This window comes from Anabaena sp. TISTR 8404 (assembly GCF_056847745.1).
Genome location: NZ_CP180578.1, coordinates 2,342,466 through 2,361,114, shown reverse-complemented (window position 1 = coordinate 2,361,114; position 18,649 = coordinate 2,342,466). Strand labels below are relative to the sequence as shown.

The following is an 18,649-nucleotide window of genomic DNA, read 5'->3' as shown; positions in this document are numbered from 1 at the left end:
TAACTTACAAATGACAAATGACTTCTTAGAGTTTGGCCCGAACTACCGGATACGGAAACAGCCGCTTAAATCCAGCCTGACGCTCAGCTACAGATTCTGGAGCTACGTCCCACAAACTTTCATAATAGAAAAAGGCTACACCTAAACCCCGTTCTTGGGCAGCCCTAACCTGGGACTTAATTTGTTGCATTGGTACTGGGTTATTGCGTAACCCTGCCATAATTCCGATTCCTGTAGGAATTTTTTGTTGGGCTTCTTGAATTTCGCTGCGGCCAATGTTAGCGATAAAACTTTGGAGATTGGGACGATACACTTGCACAATTAGCTCATCCACAATATTTTGCCGTATCCAAGTCAGCCAATCTTGCAGGTGAAACTTGTAAGCAAAGTCATAATAATTAGGAGAAACCGAGAAAATAGCATTGGTTTTTCTGGCTTTCACCGCTTGGTTGAGTTGTACCATGAAAGCGGTAATTTTATCTGCCCGCCATTTTACCCAGGCTGGATCTTGCGGATCTGAGGGGGGATTGTTTTTTGTTTCTTGGGTATATAAAGCTACCGTGTATTTGTCATAACCAAATTCATGAGGCAAACTCATGTGGTCGTCAAATTGAATCCCATCAGCATCGTATTGGGTGACGACTTCTAGCACGAGGTTGGTAATGAACTGTTGCACTTGAGGATGGAAAGGATTTAGCCAAACAACTTCACCAGCTGCACTGATGGAAGTTTCGCTACCATTGCGCTTTTGTGTCAACCACTCTGGATGATTTAATGCTAACTCAGATGTTGGCGGAGCCATGAAGCCAAACTCAAACCAGGGTATAACTAACAGTCCTTGACGATGGGCTTGATTAATTAAGTCTGCTAAGATATCTTGCCCATCTAAGCCACGAGAAACAAAAGGTTGAATACCAGCGCGTTGGGCGGTTGCACTGGGATACATAGCATAACCGGAGTTCCACACCACCGGATAGATGGTATTGAAATTCAGCTGTTGCAGGTTCTTCACAGCTGCCTGCACTTTGGCGCGATCGCGGAGAACATTAAAATCATTGTTGGTCATCCATACACCGCGAATTTCTTGGCGTGGTAGTTGAGCGATCGCAGGTTTTAGTCCATCCACTAACAAGACTGCCATGAACGAGACTAACACCAGCATCGGCAAAAGGCGCTTGAGCGTGCGCCGCCAACTTGGGAAAGAAATAGACTTCTTGCAGAAGTCGGGAACTCTTAACGGGGAACGAGGAATATCCCCAAGTTCTTCCTGTTCCCTGTTGCCTATTGCCTGTTCCCTACCTCTTGCAAAAGTTGCTTTTGCAAGAGGTCTAATGAGTTTCATCGGGTTGAATGATTTGTCACCTACCCACACACGCCATCGTCTGTTTTTGTGATGGAATTTATTAGCCATATAGCCTTGAAGTATTCATGTTTACTAGAGGAATGGTTAATTGGTAGTTGTTCATTCAATGCTGCACATCGAATTTTTTGCACCGGAGAAACTCAAAGAGAATTCATACCGTCTATCATGGATGACGTAACCAGTATCTATTAGTGTCCAATATACATTCTGCCGCAAAGGTGATTTATCAAGTCTTCAATTTGTATAGCATTACTTGACTGTCTACCATAATTTTGCTGATGTAAGTATGTATTTTTAATAACTTAAAATCCAAAAGCAGTGAAACGTTACTCTGTCTAAATAAAATTAACTACAGCAAAAATACTCAGGTTAGCCTTTCATTAGAAGAGTGCTGTGGCTAATTCTCAGTAACGTATGTTTATCTTCTCTCAACATGTCCAACAAAACAATCGTTTCTAGACCTTGGACTGTTTTTAATCAGCCAATTCTGTGACAATGATTAACAGTAAGCCGAAATACTGAATTTAAGCTACTCATGAGCCAAAGTTCTCAAAATAGCCCTTTGTCACGCAAACCTGTGTCATTTAATTGGTTATACGCTTTTTGGAAGTTCTCGCGTCCGCACACAATTATCGGCACCAGTCTGAGTGTTTTGGGTTTATATTTCATTGCCATTGCCATCAATCATCGTATTGATTCTCTATTGCCTATTCCCAATTCTCTACTGCCAATTTTAGGTGCATGGATTGCTTGTTTATGTGGCAATGTTTACATTGTGGGGCTAAATCAGCTAGAAGATGTAGAGATAGATAAGATTAACAAGCCGCATTTACCATTAGCATCAGGAGAGTTTTCTCGGCGCATAGGGCAATTAATAGTCATAACTACGGGAATTTTGGCACTAGTGATTTCCTGGTTGAACGGCCCGTTTTTGTTTGGGATGGTAGCTTTAAGTTTGGCAATTGGTACAGCTTATTCTTTACCACCAATTCGGTTGAAACAGTTTCCGTTTTGGGCTGCACTGTGCATTTTTTCGGTACGCGGGACGATTGTCAATTTGGGTTTATTTCTGCACTATAATTGGCTGCTGCAAAGCAAAGAATTAATTCCGCCAGCAGTCTGGGTACTGACGATATTTATTTTGGTGTTTACCTTTGCAATCGCAATTTTTAAAGATATCCCCGATATAGAAGGCGATCGCTTGTACAATATCTCTACTTTTACCATTCAACTGGGAGCGCCATCTGTATTTAATTTGGCGCTTTGGGTACTCACCCTCTGCTATTTGGGCATGGTTTTAGCAGGTGTGCTGCGTTTAGAGTCAGTGAACTCAGCGTTTTTGGTGATTACCCATTTAGTATTGCTATGTGGGATGTGGTTTCGCAGTTTAACAGTAGACTTACAAGATAAACGGGCGATCGCTCAATTCTATCAATTCATTTGGAAACTCTTTTTCTTAGAATATTTAATATTCCCGATCGCCTGTTTGTTGGCTTAACACAATGCAAGATACTCTTCCCGTAATTGATATACTGGCAATTTTGGTAGTTATTGCCAGTATTGTCCTACTCGTTTATTTTGCCGTCAAAACCTTAATCACCTCTAACTATTTTCAAAAAGGCATCAATCTTTATCAACAAAAAGACTATGCAGGTGCAGAAGCTGAATTTCGTAAAGTTATTGCAATTAACTCTACCAATGACGTAGTTCGCTTATTTTTGGGTGATGTTTTATATCAACAAGATAAAATTACTGAAGCCACAGAATTATTCCAGGAAGTTATTCACCGCAGCCCGAAAAATCCTGAAGCTTATTTGCGTCTAGCCAATGTTTTAATTCAGCAAAATCAACCAGAAGCTGCTAAAATCAACTTACAAACAGCACAAAAATTATTTCAAAAACGCCAGCCAGAAAAAGCGAAAAAAGTTGCTCAGTTATTAGAAAAAATGAACGCCAAGTCAACCTGAGATTGATTAATCGTTTTCAATTGATGATTTATGGTACAAACACCAAATAAAATATTGACCCTAGCAGAGTTTCTCGCATTACCAGAAACTCAGCCCAGCTTAGAATACATCGATGGTCAAGTAATTCAAAAACCAATGCCTCAAGGAAAACATAGCACTATTCAAGGAGAACTCTGTCCCAGAATTAATGCTGTTGTAAAAGCGCAAAAAATTGGTTGGGCTTTTCCAGAATTACGCTGCACATTTGAAGGAATTTCTATAGTTCCCGATGTTGCTGTCTTCTCTTGGGCAAGGCTTCCTGTTGATGAAAATGGTGATATTGCTAATACATTTACCATTGCACCAGATTGGATAATCGAAATTCTGTCTCCAGAACAAAGCCATACAAAAGTTACAAAAAAAATCTTACACGCTCTCAATCACGGCACACAAATGGGTTGGTTAATCGACCCTGATGAGCGATTTATTGCAGCTTATCCTGCGGGACAACAACCTTTACCTTTTGAAGCACTTGATAGTGTTCTGCCAGTGCCAGATTTCTGCCAAGGGTTACAGTTAACTGTAGGTGAAATTTTTGGCTGGTTAAAGGTGATTTAGCACAGTTATATATGATTCATCATGAATTTTGACTCCTGAATCAGGATGTCAAACTCCTGAACTCTATTTTGATAAATATTGAGTTCTTGTCGCACTTCATCAAGAGATTTTGTAAACAGCGAATGCCAATTTACGGATAATAGATTTTGAGCTAATCTACCTTGTTGATAAGCAAATACTACTAAATTCATCGTACTGGCAATTTCTTTTGGTTGCTTGGCAGCAATGTGAATCAAGATTGCACCTAACATTACTAAAGCCAGTGGAGATTGAACTTGAGCCAAAAGAAATGCTTGCAAAGCAGCCTCACCTTGAAGAGAGGTATCATAGCCACAAACTACATGCCAAATATCATGTGTTTCCCAGAGGATATTTTTGATATAACTCATTAAATTACGTTTTCTGATAGTTGGGTAATAATCAGGCTGCAAATTATGAGTAATTAAGAAGTTTGCATATTGATATCCCAGAGTCTCTTTAGGTAAATTGATAAAATAGTCGAAATCTAAATTACCTAAATTATAATTTTCTTGATAAAGCTTGATTAAGGTATGGTCTGATTCTAAAGGCTCAACCATTGTTTTCAGTAACGTTAGGTAACTAGATTTACAAGAATATTTAATTATTTCAAATAGCAAATGAGTTTGAGATGGATCTTCTATGAAATCTTGAAATGCACTGTAGTTAATTTCACAAGGCATAATTTTGACTACATTTGATGGTAATTGAACAAAAATTTAAAGCGTAGACACGAGAAATTTAGCCACTCAAAGAGTGGTAACCATACAGAAAACTATGTTGAGAACGATGGCTTGTGAGAATTTATTCGGCTTTCTTACAAAGAGTTTGTCAGTAGAATTACTAAAAGTAAAGAATTATTTGCTAAGTTAATCGGGAATTTACTTAAATGTGAATTTTGATAAAGATTAATCGGGTTAGTTTAGCATTAACCTTTGAAATGAAGAGTAACAAAAGGCAACGGTAACTATAGTAAGGTGATTTCTTAGAGGTTGAGGATTGTGCCTTGACTAAAGCAATTGATCTTGATAAAGATTATTCTACGCTCACTAACTCATCGACGATCATATTGCCTTTTGTGATGAAATTTTTCTGCGCGATCGCATTTATCTCAGATCATGACTAAACAACAAGGCAAAGTTTACCTCGTAGGCGCAGGGCCAGGAGATGTAGCATACCTGACGGTCAAGGCGTATCATCTCTTGGCGGTAGCTGAGGTATTGGTCTACGATGCTTTGGTAGATGAACAATTATTACAGTGTGTACCACCTAATTGTCTAAAGTTAGATGTCGGGAAACGTGGTGGTAAACCTAGTACACCGCAAGCGGAAATTAACAAATTATTAGTACAGCACTGCCAAACTGGTAAACAAGTTGTGCGGTTAAAATCAGGCGACCCGTTTATTTTTGGACGCTGTAATTCCGAAATCGAAGCTTTAAAAGCAGCTAATTGTGAATTTGAAGTAGTACCAGGAATTTCCTCGGCTTTAGCTGCGCCGTTGTTCGCTGGAATTCCTTTGACAGACCCAGTGATGAGTCGATGTTTTGCTGTATTTACCGCACACGAACCTGATGCTTTGGACTGGGAGGCGTTGTCACGGTTAGAGACACTAGTAATCTTGATGGGTGGGCAACATCTGCCAGAGATTTTACATCAATTGATGCGACGTGGGCGATCGCGCTTCACTCCCATTGCGATCATCCGCTGGGCGGGAACACCGAATCAACAAATTTGGACTGGTCAACTGGAAAATATTTTAGAAAAAACAACTGGGTTATCTCTCTCGCCAGTGGTAATTGTGATTGGTGAAGTGGTCAGGCTCCGGCAGTACTTGCAATCTGAGACAATATATTCTGAGGATTCGACTACAGCAATCATTCCCAGTTTCGCAACTATGTCCAAACACCTCCCCCTCGCTGGAAAAACTATCTTAGTCACTCGTTCTGTGGTACAGTCGAGCGAATTTAGCGATCGCCTCACCGCAGTTGGTGCTACAGTCATTGAAATGCCAGCTTTAGAAATTGGCCCGCCTTCTAGTTGGGCAGATTTGGATCATGCGATCGCTAGTTTATCTGACTTCGATTGGTTAATTCTCACTTCTACCAACGGTGTCGAATATTTTTTTGCCAGATTAACTGCACAAGGTCAAGATTCTCGTGCTTTAGCTAAGCTGAAAATTGCTGTTGTTGGCGAGAAAACAGCCCAATGTCTCAAACAACAAGGTCTGCAACCAGATTTTATTCCCCCTAATTTTGTGGCAGACTCTTTAGTAGAACATTTTCCCGAAGAATTATTAGGTAAAAAAATTTTATTCCCCAGAGTCGAAACTGGTGGTCGAGAAATTTTAGTTAAAGAATTAACAGCCAAAGGTGCAGAAGTCATCGAAGTTGCAGCGTATCAATCTTGCTGTCCTAGTAGTATCCCAGAACCAGCAAAGTTAGCTTTACAAAATCATCAGGTAGATATTATTACCTTTGCTAGTTCTAAAACTGTACAATTTTTCTGTCAAATTATAGACAACACATTTGCAAATAAATCTGCTGCCAATTTACAAAATGTTTGTATAGCTTCCATTGGCCCCCAAACTTCCAAAACTTGTCATGCTTTATTCGGACGGGTAGATGTCGAGGCTGAAGAATATACCTTAGAAGGACTCACTCAAGCGCTAATTAAAAAGTATGAAGTGTGAAGTCTGAAGTGTGAAGTATGAAGTCTGAAGTATGAAGTGCAGGGAAAGAATATACTACTACTCAGCACTCAGCACTTTTAACTATTGACCAATGACCAAACGCATTATCGGCTTAACAGGAGGAATTGCTACAGGTAAAACCACTGTTGCTAATTATTTAGCCAGTGCTTATAACCTGCTGATTTTTGATGCTGATACTTATGCTAGGGATGCAGTATCTATTGGTTCACCTATTTTAAGAGCGATCACTCAACGTTACGGTGAACAAATATTACTTTCTGATGGTAATCTCAACCGTCAACAACTAGGCGAAATTATCTTTCAAAATCAGCAAGAACGCCAATGGTTAGAAGATTTAATTCACCCTTATGTAAGGGACTGTTTTCTCCGAGTAATTGCTACATCCACCGCTGCAACTTTGGTATTAGTTATACCGCTATTATTTGAAGCACAAATGACACACTTAGTTACAGAAATCTGGGTAGTCACTTGTTCAGAAGCACAACAGTTGCAAAGATTAATACAGCGAAATCATCTTAATCACGAACAAGCACAAGCACGAATTAAAAGTCAATTACCTTTGGCAGAAAAAATAGCTCGTGCAGATGTTGTGTTAGATAACTCTTCTATACCAGAATCTCTGCTAATTCAGGTAGACGTTGCCTTCAAACAAGGTACACCTTGATAGCAACAAATTGTCTAGACAAATTCATATAAAAGACACTCAGATTTCATCCTAAATTTATATACTTCTAAAAAAGTTAAAGTCAGGGAAACAAAACTAATGCTTTAATAATTATCTACTAATATTTTAGTAAATTTACTGTGGACACTGCTGTTTATACTCCTGTAATTTATGTAGTAAATGCGTAATTTAGGAGTTTATCGCAAGAATCTTAATAATTTCAAGATAGTATGGCTGGCATAATCAGCAACACCGATATTATCTTTGGATAAAAATTAAACAATCAAAATTCAGAATTAAGTCTGCAAAAAATTTGTCTCGATTCGAGATACTGCTTATAAAATTATTCTTAGGTATATTCAAAAAATAGTTGGTAATTCTACCAATTTTATTTGGTCATCTACAGCAAGAGTTATTTGTCAGGAGATATTAGATTTTCTTCGGTAGATCAGGTGCAGCTAATTACTGACTAGATTTTTTCTTCTGATTTTTCTGGATTGGTTATTGATCAAGAGGCATATTTACATAGCCAAGTCATCTTTTGATAGACATGATTTTGGTATTTTAAATTTTGTATGAGAATAGTTATGAACTTAAGTTTCAATTTTTTTAATTGGTTGCCCCTAATGTTCATTTCAGCAAATGAGCAGAACCAAAAGCAAAAAACACATGATTATAGCCAATTGATTACAGGTAGAGATTACGTATTTGAATCGCTAAATCACGGTCTAGCAGGACAAATGACGGGGGTAGGCAAAGGCATTAAGCCTTGTGATTATATTATTTTGCGGCGTGGTTCTGAATTATCTCGATATCAAGTTGAAGATATAGATTACTATGCCGATCCGCCAGATATGTGGATGGCTTTACTAACAAAAGTTATAGATAATTAGTAATATCATGTCCGTTTGATTACTTATAAAAACCGAAGAACCCCACCCTGCCAAAACTGCGTTTTGTCTCCCCTCCCCGTGAACCTACGGTGAACGGGGAGGGGTGCAATGATTGCGGGAATCATCACTAATTAACCGGACATGATATAATTATTAGTCTATAATTTGTAATTTATAAATTACAGACTACGAATTACCTAGGTTTCTCCACCTACAACTACATCCCTAATTCGCAGACTGGGGCCGCCGCAACCTACAGGTAAACCATTTTGTCCACCTTTACCACAGCCTCCAGACTCATCCCAGTAGAAGTCATCACCAATTGCTTCAATATCAGCCAGAGTTTGGAAAACGTTCCCCGAAAGTGTCACATCCTTAACGGGTTCAGCAATTTTACCGTTTCTAATCATCCATGCTTCGCCGGCACTAAAGGTGAACATTTCTCCATTAGTCATCCCACCCAGCCAGTTACGGGCATAAACTCCTTCTTTGATATCTGTAAATAAATCTGCCACTTGGGTTTTACCTGGTTCTATCCAGGTATTGGTCATGCGGACAATCGGGCTAAAGTGATAATTGAGACAACGGGCATTACCAGTGGGTGCTTCGTCTAATTTACCTGCGGTTTCCCGTGAATGTAAGCGTCCTACCAAAATCCCATCTTGGATGAGTTGGGTAGTAGTGGCGGGTGTACCTTCATCATCATAAAAATAACTACCGCGATGTCCTTCTGGAGCAGCACCATCAAAAATTTGCAGTTCTTCTGGCCCAAACCGCCGTCCAATGGTCATTACTTCCAGTAAGTCGGGATTTTCGTAAGCCATATCTGCTTCGGAAAGGTGTCCAAAAGCTTCATGAACAAATAAACCCGTCAGGATGGGGTCAATAACTACAGTGTATGTATTACCTTTAACTGATGGTAGCGATAAAGCTGCAATTGCTCTTTGGGCAGCATTTTTAACTTGTTCATCTAAATTAATTAAATCTTCATAGGCTTTGCGCGAACCAGTAGTTTCCCTACCTGTTTGGACTGTTTCGCCATTTCTCGCAGTAGCGGCGAAGCGCATTTCCATGTCTACCCAAGATTGTTCAATCAGTGTACCTTCAGATGTAGCAATAATGATTCTTTGGGCGCTATCACCGTAGCGGACGGAAGTTGTGGTGATTTGCGGGTCAACACTTCTTAATAGTTGAGTGTAGCGATCGCACAATTCTTTTTTCTGCGATAGGCTAATTTTACGCGGATCTGTACCTGTAAGAGGTAATTGACAGACTGCTTGCACTGGAGCAATGGGAGCCAGTAAAGTTTCTTCATCACCCACCATCCGGGCAGCGGCGATCGCTTCTTCAATTCGTTCTTTAATAGTAGAAAGCTGGTTAAAACTGCTTAAACCCCAGCCACCTTTATAACAAGCACGAATATGTCCACCAATAGAAATACCTTCACTGAGGGTTTCTACCTTGTCGCCACGCAACAAGATATCAGTCCCTTCTGCTTCCTCTAAGCGAATCATCAAATAATCTACACGGGATGAGTAGCGGGAGATGAGGTCAGAAACTAAATTTTGTGCGTCAGCAAGTGTAGTTGGCATTTGTTGGTAGTCACCACAACGAACTACATTTATTTTGCAATATCTCGTAGGTGATAGGTAACAGGTTTGAACTTGTGTCAGTATACAGCTTTGTTTTGTAATAGAACTTACACAGTGGTAAGCTAAAACACATCAAAATTACATAACTAACACTAAAGTCTGTCCTTTGTGATTAGTCATTTGTATTTACAAAGGACAAGGGACAAATGACTAATTACAGGGTTGAACCAAAATTATTAACTTTGTAAAATTTTGGTCTTAACTGCCCTAACTGCTATTGCATTCTATTGATAAAGCTGAGAGCATCTATATGCTAAATAATTGCAAATAGTCAGCAAAGGTAAAAAGCATTGTTAAGCGAATATCATAGAAAAAAGTTACTACATCATTTTCAATGTCTAGATGCCGATAATTCAGGCTTCATTGGCAAAGAAGATGCTGAAATTTTTGCTGAGAGGTTCACCAAAATCCGTAGTGCAGAGCTTGGTTCAGAGATTCACAAAGATTTGTTGTCGAAGTGGCTTAATATTTGGGAGGACTTTTGGTCGAAAGCGGATTTGGATGGAGATGGTAAGGTCAGTGCTGAAGAATTTTGTCAGGGCATAGAGCAAGCGGTTTCAAATCCAGATTACAAAGACCCTTTGATAGAGACTGTGTTTGACATTGTTGATTTAGATAGTGATGGTCACATATCACAACCAGAACATCAACTCTTCTTCAGTGTGTTTAACCTTGATGCTGAAAAATCAGCTTTCGTATTCTCCAAACTGGATATCGATCAGGACGGCATTCTCTCTAAAGAAGAGTTTGTTTCTGCTAAGAGACAATTTCTCACTGAAAAGGAACCTGGTGCTGTAGGCAACTGCTTTTGGGGTTCTGTGGAGTAATGCAGGCTATACTTTTGATGGGCTAAGGGACTTCCAACTAAAAAAATATACTATCACTGTGTAGGCAGGGAGCAGGGAGCAGGGAGCAGGGAGCAAGGAGAAAGAAAGTTGTTTTGAAGAGGATAAATTGGATAGTTTATTTTCTGGAAGTCCCTAAAACATTTTGCTGTCGTAACTGATGGTGAAAAGGTTTCTCAAACGGAAGCCCAACCCTCTGCTGAAGCCAAGATTGGGTAGGGTAGTTCACAAGTAGTTTCTGCTAAGAATACGCCATTGTATATTTTCCTCACAAGTTCCTCAAGTTTTTACTCTAATTTCGAGTTAGAAACAACAAAGTCTAGAACAAAGAGAGGCTAGAGAATAGAGATTGTATCATGTCCCGTGAAAGACGGATGATTAAGGCCGCAGTTCTTGACAGGGAGCAGGGGAGAGGGTTTGAAGATTTCTGCATAGATGCACGGAATCACAACTGATCACCCAGACATGATATTAGAGGCTAGTATTTTTACGCAGTACTTTTCAGTTGCCTACTTATGGAAAAAACCTATAACTAAAAATGAAAAATTTCTTCTCTAGTTCCTAGCCTCTCTTTTCAACTCAGGGGAACGGAGGAAAATGAATAAAAGAACCTTTGCAACCATAGATGGTAATGAGGCTGTCGCCCAAGTTGTCTATCGACTGAATGAAGTCATAGCAATTTATCCAATTACTCCTTCTTCACCGATGGCTGAATGGGCGGATGCTTGGGCGAGTGAAAATCAACCTAATATTTGGGGAACTGTGCCAACGGTAGTCGAGATGCAGAGTGAAGGCGGTGTTGCGGGTGCAGTGCATGGTGCTTTGCAAACGGGATCTTTAACAACCACATTCACCGCATCCCAGGGATTATTGTTGATGATCCCAAATATGTACAAAATTGCGGGAGAACTTACACCTACAGTATTTCATATTGCCGCGCGATCGCTCGCTGCTCAAGCCCTCTCCATTTTTGGGGATCATAGTGATGTCATGGCGGCGCGTAGCACTGGTTTTGCGATTTTATGCGCCGCTTCTGTCCAAGAAGCCCATGATTTTGCTTTAATTTCAACCAGAGCAACTTTAGAATCACGCATACCTTTTGTACATTTTTTTGATGGTTTTCGGACTTCTCACGAAGTTAATAAATTAGAACTGTTAAATGAAGATGACTTACGTGCATTCATACCTAATGAATTAGTTTTCGCCCATCGTTCCCGCGCCTTGACTCCCGATAAACCTGTGTTACGGGGTACAGCCCAAAACCCTGATGTCTATTTCCAAGCGCGGGAAACGGTTAATTCTTACTATGATGCTTGTCCAGAAATCACCCAAAAAGTGATGGACGAATTCGCCCAAATGACAGGGCGAAAATACCAATTATTTGAATATTACGGTGACCCAACCGCAGAAAGAATCATTGTTCTTATGGGTTCTGGTTGCGAAGCCGTCCAGGAAACAGTAGATTATCTTAATGCTCGTGGTGAAAAAGTCGGCGTAGTCAAAGTGCGGCTTTATCGTCCTTTTGATAGCCAGAGATTTGTCGCCGCTTTACCCCCAACCACGCGCAGTATAGCCGTTTTAGACAGAACCAAAGAACCAGGCGCATCGGGTGAACCCTTGTATTTAGATGTCGTCACCGCCTTAACTGAAAACCCACTCAGCACTCTCAAAGTTGTTGGCGGAAGATATGGTTTATCTTCCAAAGAATTCACACCAGCGATGATTAAAGCTGTGTTTGATAATTTGGCAGCCGCTACACCTAAAAATCATTTCACCATTGGCATTAACGATGATGTCACCCACACCAGCTTAAATTATGACCCCGAATTCAATATCGAACCAGATAATGTAGTCCGCGCAATTTTTTACGGCTTGGGTTCCGATGGGACTGTCGGCGCAAATAAAAACTCAATCAAAATTATCGGGGAAGAAACCGACAATTACGCCCAAGGTTATTTCGTCTACGACTCGAAAAAATCTGGTTCCGTCACGGTTTCCCATCTCCGTTTCGGCCCTCAACCTATCTACTCAAGTTATTTAATTAGCAAAGCCAACTTTGTCGCCTGTCATCAATGGGGATTTTTAGACCAGTTCGATATGCTGACTCATATTATCCCTGGTGGTACTTTCTTGTTAAACAGTCCTTACAGCTTAGAGGATGTTTGGCAGAAATTACCGAGATTGGTACAAACACAAATTATTGATAAACAACTCAAATTTTATGTAATTAACGCTTATAAAGTTGCCCGTGAAGCTGGGATGGGTGGCAGAATTAATACGGTAATGCAAGTATGCTTTTTTGCTTTGTCGGGAGTACTACCACGAGCAGAAGCGATCGCGCAAATCAAGCAATCCATCACTAAATCTTACGGTAAAAAGGGCAATGAAATCGTTCAAATGAACCTGAACGCCGTAGACCACACTTTAGATAACCTCCACGTAGTTCAATTCAATGTAAGTATAGATAGTAACATTGAACTGCGCCCACCTGTACCTGATACTGCACCCACCTTTGTCAGGGAAGTGCTAGGTAAAATGATTGCCAAGTGTGGTGACGAATTGCCTGTGAGTGCTTTACCTAATGACGGCACTTATCCCACTGGCACAGCAAAGTGGGAAAAACGCAACATCGCCCAAGAAATCCCCGTGTGGGATACAGATGTCTGCGTTCAGTGTGGCAAGTGTGTGATGGTTTGTCCGCACAGCGTGATTCGCAGCAAGGTTTACGAACCCCAAGAACTAGAAAACGCACCCCCAACTTTTAAGAGTGCCAATGCTAAAGACCACGATTGGCATGGGTTAAAATACACCATCCAAGTAGTAGCAGAAGATTGTACAGGTTGTGGTATTTGTGTTGATGTCTGTCCGGCGAAGAACAAAGCCGAACCGCGCAAAAAAGCCATAAATATGGAACCGCAACGCCCATTGCGGGAAGCAGAACGCCAAAATTGGGATTTCTTCTTGAATATTCCCAACCCTGATAGACGCAACCTGAAGCTGAATCACATTAACCAGCAGCAGATGCAAGAACCGCTATTTGAATTTTCTGGCGCTTGCGGCGGTTGTGGCGAAACACCATATATTAAATTAGCAACACAACTGTTTGGCGATCGCATGGTAGTTGCTAACGCCACTGGTTGTTCTTCGATTTACGGCGGTAACTTACCTACGACACCTTGGACGCATAACGCCGAAGGCCGCGGCCCGGCTTGGTCTAATAGTTTATTTGAAGATAACGCCGAATTTGGTTTAGGTTTTCGCATCTCCATTGATAAGCAAGCCCAATTCGCCGCCGAATTGCTTACTCAATTAGCACCAGCTGTCGGTGAAGAACTGGCAGATAGTATTCTCAACGCCGTGCAGAAAGATGAAGCTGATATTTGGGAACAACGCGATCGCATCGCCATTCTCAAGCAGCGGTTAGCAGCGATTGATCATCCAGAACTGACCAGCACTGCCAAGCAACTGCTGAGTATTGCCGACTACCTTGTGAAAAAGAGTGTCTGGATTATTGGTGGTGATGGTTGGGGTTATGATATCGGCTTTGGGGGCTTAGATCACGTTTTAGCAAGTGGTCACAACGTCAATATTTTGCTTCTCGATACAGAAGTGTATTCCAACACTGGCGGGCAAATGTCTAAATCAACACCAAAGGGAGCAGTTGCTAAATTCGCTGCTGGCGGTAAAGCTGCACCTAAAAAAGACTTAGGCTTAATGGCCATGACTTACGGTAACGTCTACGTTGCGAGTGTGGCGATGGGTGCAAAAGATGAACATACACTCAAAGCATTCTTAGAAGCCGAGGCTTATCCTGGGCCATCGCTGATTATCGCCTACAGTCATTGCATTGCCCACGGCATCGACTTGAGTAAAGCCATGCAAAATCAAAAAGCCGCAGTTGACTCAGGCAGATGGATACTTTATCGCTATAACCCCGAACTCCGCAACTTGGGCGAAAATCCCCTACAACTCGACTCGCGTACACCAAAACTACCTTTAGAACAATCAATGTATTTAGAAAACCGCTTCAAAATGTTGACCAAAATTAACCCAGCAGCGGCGAAGCAATTACTCCAAGAAGCACAAGCCGATGTTAATACCAGATGGCAAATGTATCAATATCTAGCAAAAAAGTCTGAAGTGTGAAGTATGAAGTATGAAGTATGAAAGTTCGTTCATCTTTTAACCTTTTGCCTTTTGCCTTTTGCCTTCTGCCTCCTGCCCCCTGCCTTCTGTTGATAGACCACTAAGAGAGATATGTATGCTAAATCAACTCGACCTCAACACTATCACTGGGCTTTCAGAACAGGAAGCAACTTATAGGTTGAAGCGAGAAGGATTTAATGAACTACCTTCTAGTAAACAGCGTAATATTTTAGCGATCGCGGCGGAGGTATTACAAGAACCAATCTTTTTGTTACTCGTTGGTTGTGGTGCGATTTATATCTTTTTGGGCGAGTTGCAAGATGCGCTAATTTTGCTTGGTTTTGTCTTTTTTATCATGGGCATCACTCTCTATCAAGAGCAGAAAACAGAACACACCTTAGAAGCATTGCGAGATTTATCTAGTCCGCGTGCTTCGGTCATTCGAGACGGTCAACAAAAACGCATTGCAGGGCGAGAAGTCGTGCGCGGAGACATGATCATTTTAGCTGAAGGCGATCGCGTCCCGGCTGATGCCACCCTGTTATCTTCCACCCACTTAACAGTTGATGAATCTCTCCTTACAGGTGAATCAGTCCCAGTCTGCAAAGTTGTCCAACATGGCAATACTTTTATACAACGTCCTGGTGGTGATGATTTGCCTTTTGTCTACTCTGGAACCTTAATAGTTGCAGGACAAGGTGTAGCTGAAGTCACCGCCACTGGTATTCATACAGAAATCGGCAAAATTGGTAAAGCTTTGCAAACAGTCACACCAGAAGAAACCTTATTACAACAAGAAACGGGACAACTGGTAAAAAAATTGGCAATCGTGGCGATCGCAATTTGTGTGGCAATTGTCGTTATCTACGGTCTTACCAGAGGCAATTGGCTGAACGGGTTTTTGGCTGGTTTAGCTTTAGCAATGGCGATTCTACCCAATGAATTTCCCGTTGTTGTGACCATTTTTCTAGCATTAGGGGCGTGGCGGATTTCCCAAAAACGAGTTTTAGCAAGACGAATGCCTGCTGTAGAAACCCTCGGTTCGGCAACAGTATTGTGTGTTGATAAAACAGGGACACTCACCTTTAATCAAATGTCTGTCAATCAGATGTTTGCCCAAGGTGAAGTTTATCACCTGAACCAACATGAACGAGAACCATTACCAGAAACATTCCATCAACTGGTAGAGTTCAGCATCCTTGCCAGTCAAAAAGACCCTTTTGACCCAATGGAAAAAGCTTTCAAAAACTTGGGAAATGATTATTTAGCTAATACCGAACATCTGCACAACGACTGGAACTTAATCCGCGAATATCCCCTATCGCCGCATTTGCTGGCCATGTCCCATGTTTGGCAATCACCAACAGGTGCAGATTACATTATTGCTGCCAAAGGCGCACCAGAAGCGATCGCAGATTTATGCCATTTCGATTCTGTCCAGATGCAGCAACTAGCTCAACAAATCAGCCAAATGGCGAATGCAGGCTTACGTATCTTAGGTGTAGCTAAAGCTTACTTTCAGCACACTGCCTTGCCTGGTGAACAACACGACTTTAATTTTGAGTTCCTGGGATTGGTCGGATTAGCTGACCCAGTTCGCCCTACTGTCAAAGCTGCCATCCAGGAATGTTACACCGCAGGTATCCAAGTAGTCATGATTACTGGTGACTATCCTGGTACTGCCCAAAATATTGCCCGCCAAATCGGTTTAGAACCATCTGATCAAGTCATTACGGGGTCAGAATTAGAACAGATGGATGATGCTGAATTATCGCGCCGCATCAAAACTGTGAATATTTTTGCGCGGGTTGTACCCGAACAAAAACTACGTCTAGTCAACGCCCTGAAAAATAATGGTGAAATTGTCGCCATGACCGGAGATGGTGTCAATGATGCCCCCGCCTTAAAATCAGCCCACATCGGCATTGCAATGGGTGGACGAGGAACTGATGTCGCCCGTGAAGCTGCCGACTTGGTATTACTGGATGATGATTTTTCCTCCATTGTTGAGGCTGTTAAATTAGGTCGCCGCATCTTCGACAACCTCAAAAAAGCAATGGCTTATACCTTAGCCGTTCACGTACCTATTGCGGGAATGTCGTTGATTCCAGTGTTATTCAAGTGGCCGCTAGTATTATTACCGATTCACATCGCCTTTTTACACTTAATCATTGACCCGGCTTGTTCAGTAGTTTTTGAGGCAGAACCACCCGAAATTAATATCATGCGCCGTCCACCCCGCAATCCAAAAGAGCCATTATTCAGTCAGAGAACATTGGGTTTGGCTGTGCTGCAAGGTGTAGGAATTTTACTGGTGTTGTTAATAGTTTTTGCAACTGCATTGTATCGGGGTCAAGGAGAACTCGATGCACGCGCCCTCACCTTTACAACTCTAATTATTGCTAACCTCAGCCTGATATTAACTAATCGTTCATGGTCACGCACGATTTGGGAAATGTTGCGTTCCCGTTCTCGCTCCATTTCTCCAGAACAGTCAAACAACGTAGCTTTATGGTGGGTGTTAGGAGGGGCGCTAGTTTTCCTCGCTTTTGTACTTTACTTACCTTTGTTACGTCAACTTTTTCGCTTTTCTATATTGCATCCGATTGATTTAGCAATCTGTTTCACAGCAGGTATTCTGAGTATTTTGTGGTTTGAGCTAATGAAGATTTTATACAGAAATAAACGAGCTTCTATTTAATAACTTTTAAGGAGAAAAATTATGGATTTAACTACAAATTATCTGGGGATGAAATTGCGATCGCCTCTTGTCCCCTCATCGTCTCCTTTGACAGAAGATATTGATAATATTCAACGTATGGAAGATGCTGGTGCAGGTGCAGTAGTCATGCATTCACTGTTTGAAGAACAGTTAAGCATGGAAAACTACGAACTGCACCATCACTTAACTTATGGCACAGAAAGTTTTGCAGAAGCACTAACTTATTTTCCTGAACCAGGCAGATTTCGCGTCGGTTCAGAAGAATATTTAGAACTGATTCGTAGAGCTAAGGAAAGGGTAAATATCCCAATTATTGCCAGCTTAAATGGTTCTTCTTTGGGTGGATGGACTGACTATGCCAGACTGTTAGAACAAGCAGGTGTATCAGCAATCGAATTAAATACTTATTACGTCCAGACTGACACGGAACTGACAGGAGAAGAAATAGAGCAGAGTTACGTAAACATGGTACGTACCGTCAAAGCCTCCGTCAAAATTCCCATTGCAGTCAAGCTGAGTCCATATTTCACCAATATGGCAAATATGGCCAAGCGGTTAGATCATGCTGGGGCTGATGCTTTGGTTTTGTTCAACCGATTTTATCAACCAGATATCAACCTCGAAACCTTAGAAGTGCAACCAAATGTCCTATTAAGCACTCCTCAAGATATCCGCTTACCTATGCGCTGGATTGCTATTCTCTACGATCGCATCCATGCCGACTTAGCTGCAACTAGTGGCATTCACAACGCCCACGATGTCTTAAAAATGCTGATGGTTGGAGCAAATATTACCATGTTGTGTTCTGTACTGCTGCGTCATGGCATTGATCACATCCGCTGTATCGAAGAGGAAATGCGCCAATGGATGGAAAAACACGAATACCAATCTGTGCAACAGTTGCAAGGAAGCATGAGCCAGAAAAATTGTCCTGATCCTAGCGCCTTTGAACGCGCTCAATATATGCGGGCTTTGCGCACTTACAAACCCGAATGGGGACGAATTTATGAGCCATCTTATTATCACGGATGAAGTATGAAATTGTTCATAGCTTCTGCCTCCTACCTTTTA

13 protein-coding genes are annotated in these 18,649 nt (G+C 41.3%); 10 read left to right on the top strand and 3 right to left on the bottom strand.

The genetic code is table 11. The features are described 5' to 3' along the window. Positions 1 to 25 precede the first annotated feature (25 nt). The gene (locus tag ACMX3D_RS10230) at positions 26 to 1,411 is read right to left on the bottom strand and encodes a glycoside hydrolase family 10-like protein (RefSeq protein WP_482751314.1); all 1,386 of its coding nucleotides are present in this window, start codon (positions 1,409 to 1,411) and stop codon (positions 26 to 28) included. 487 nt (positions 1,412 to 1,898) lie between these two features. Here ACMX3D_RS10230 and ACMX3D_RS10225 point away from each other — a divergent pair, with 487 nt between their 5' ends. Genes ACMX3D_RS10225 through ACMX3D_RS10215 form a run of 3 tightly spaced genes read left to right on the top strand, consistent with a single transcriptional unit; the run spans position 1,899 to position 3,927 of the window. Then, positions 1,899 to 2,861 carry a homogentisate phytyltransferase gene (locus ACMX3D_RS10225; protein ID WP_482751313.1) on the top strand — a complete coding sequence of 321 codons (963 nt, stop codon included), beginning with the start codon at positions 1,899 to 1,901 and terminating at the stop codon, positions 2,859 to 2,861. 4 nt (positions 2,862 to 2,865) lie between these two features. Beyond that, on the top strand, positions 2,866 to 3,330 hold the full coding sequence (locus tag ACMX3D_RS10220) for a tetratricopeptide repeat protein (protein ID WP_482751312.1): 465 nt from the start codon (positions 2,866 to 2,868) through the stop codon (positions 3,328 to 3,330). Positions 3,331 to 3,360: 30 nt separating this feature from the next. Continuing rightward, positions 3,361 to 3,927 carry a Uma2 family endonuclease gene (locus ACMX3D_RS10215; protein WP_482751311.1) on the top strand — a complete coding sequence of 189 codons (567 nt, stop codon included), beginning with the start codon at positions 3,361 to 3,363 and terminating at the stop codon, positions 3,925 to 3,927. 5 nt (positions 3,928 to 3,932) lie between these two features. Here the strand turns inward: ACMX3D_RS10215 and ACMX3D_RS10210 are convergent, their stop codons facing one another. Then, the gene (locus ACMX3D_RS10210) at positions 3,933 to 4,628 is read right to left on the bottom strand and encodes a Coq4 family protein (RefSeq protein WP_482751310.1); all 696 of its coding nucleotides are present in this window, start codon (positions 4,626 to 4,628) and stop codon (positions 3,933 to 3,935) included. 435 nt (positions 4,629 to 5,063) lie between these two features. On the opposite strand from ACMX3D_RS10210, the gene cobA reads away from it, so the two are divergent. The 3 genes from cobA (at position 5,064) to ACMX3D_RS10195 (ending at position 8,213) form a co-directional block, all read left to right on the top strand. Next, positions 5,064 to 6,635: a uroporphyrinogen-III C-methyltransferase gene (gene cobA / locus ACMX3D_RS10205; RefSeq protein ID WP_482751309.1), complete on the top strand. Its 1,572-nt coding sequence runs from the start codon at positions 5,064 to 5,066 to the stop codon at positions 6,633 to 6,635. A 91-nt stretch (positions 6,636 to 6,726) separates the two neighbouring features. Further along, positions 6,727 to 7,320, top strand: a complete 594-nt coding sequence (coaE, locus tag ACMX3D_RS10200) for a dephospho-CoA kinase (RefSeq protein ID WP_482751308.1) — start codon at positions 6,727 to 6,729, stop codon at positions 7,318 to 7,320. Between the two features lie 626 nt (positions 7,321 to 7,946). Next, entirely contained in the window at positions 7,947 to 8,213 is a 267-nt protein-coding gene (locus ACMX3D_RS10195) for a hypothetical protein (RefSeq protein ID WP_482751307.1), read from the top strand. 197 nt (positions 8,214 to 8,410) lie between these two features. Here ACMX3D_RS10195 and ACMX3D_RS10190 read toward each other — a convergent pair whose 3' ends face one another. After that, the gene (locus ACMX3D_RS10190; protein WP_482751306.1) at positions 8,411 to 9,805 is read right to left on the bottom strand and encodes a TldD/PmbA family protein; all 1,395 of its coding nucleotides are present in this window, start codon (positions 9,803 to 9,805) and stop codon (positions 8,411 to 8,413) included. 350 nt (positions 9,806 to 10,155) lie between these two features. Here ACMX3D_RS10190 and ACMX3D_RS10185 point away from each other — a divergent pair, with 350 nt between their 5' ends. From ACMX3D_RS10185 to ACMX3D_RS10170, 4 genes are all read left to right on the top strand, one after another. Next, on the top strand, positions 10,156 to 10,692 hold the full coding sequence (locus tag ACMX3D_RS10185) for an EF-hand domain-containing protein (RefSeq protein ID WP_482751305.1): 537 nt from the start codon (positions 10,156 to 10,158) through the stop codon (positions 10,690 to 10,692). Between the two features lie 615 nt (positions 10,693 to 11,307). Next, complete coding sequence (gene nifJ, locus ACMX3D_RS10180; RefSeq protein ID WP_482751304.1) at positions 11,308 to 14,856, top strand: pyruvate:ferredoxin (flavodoxin) oxidoreductase; 3,549 nt, start codon at positions 11,308 to 11,310, stop codon at positions 14,854 to 14,856. 115 nt (positions 14,857 to 14,971) lie between these two features. Beyond that, entirely contained in the window at positions 14,972 to 17,557 is a 2,586-nt protein-coding gene (locus tag ACMX3D_RS10175; protein ID WP_482751303.1) for a cation-translocating P-type ATPase, read from the top strand. A 21-nt stretch (positions 17,558 to 17,578) separates the two neighbouring features. Next, positions 17,579 to 18,610: a dihydroorotate dehydrogenase-like protein gene (locus ACMX3D_RS10170; protein ID WP_482751302.1), complete on the top strand. Its 1,032-nt coding sequence runs from the start codon at positions 17,579 to 17,581 to the stop codon at positions 18,608 to 18,610. The last annotated feature ends 39 nt before the right edge of the window (positions 18,611 to 18,649 follow it).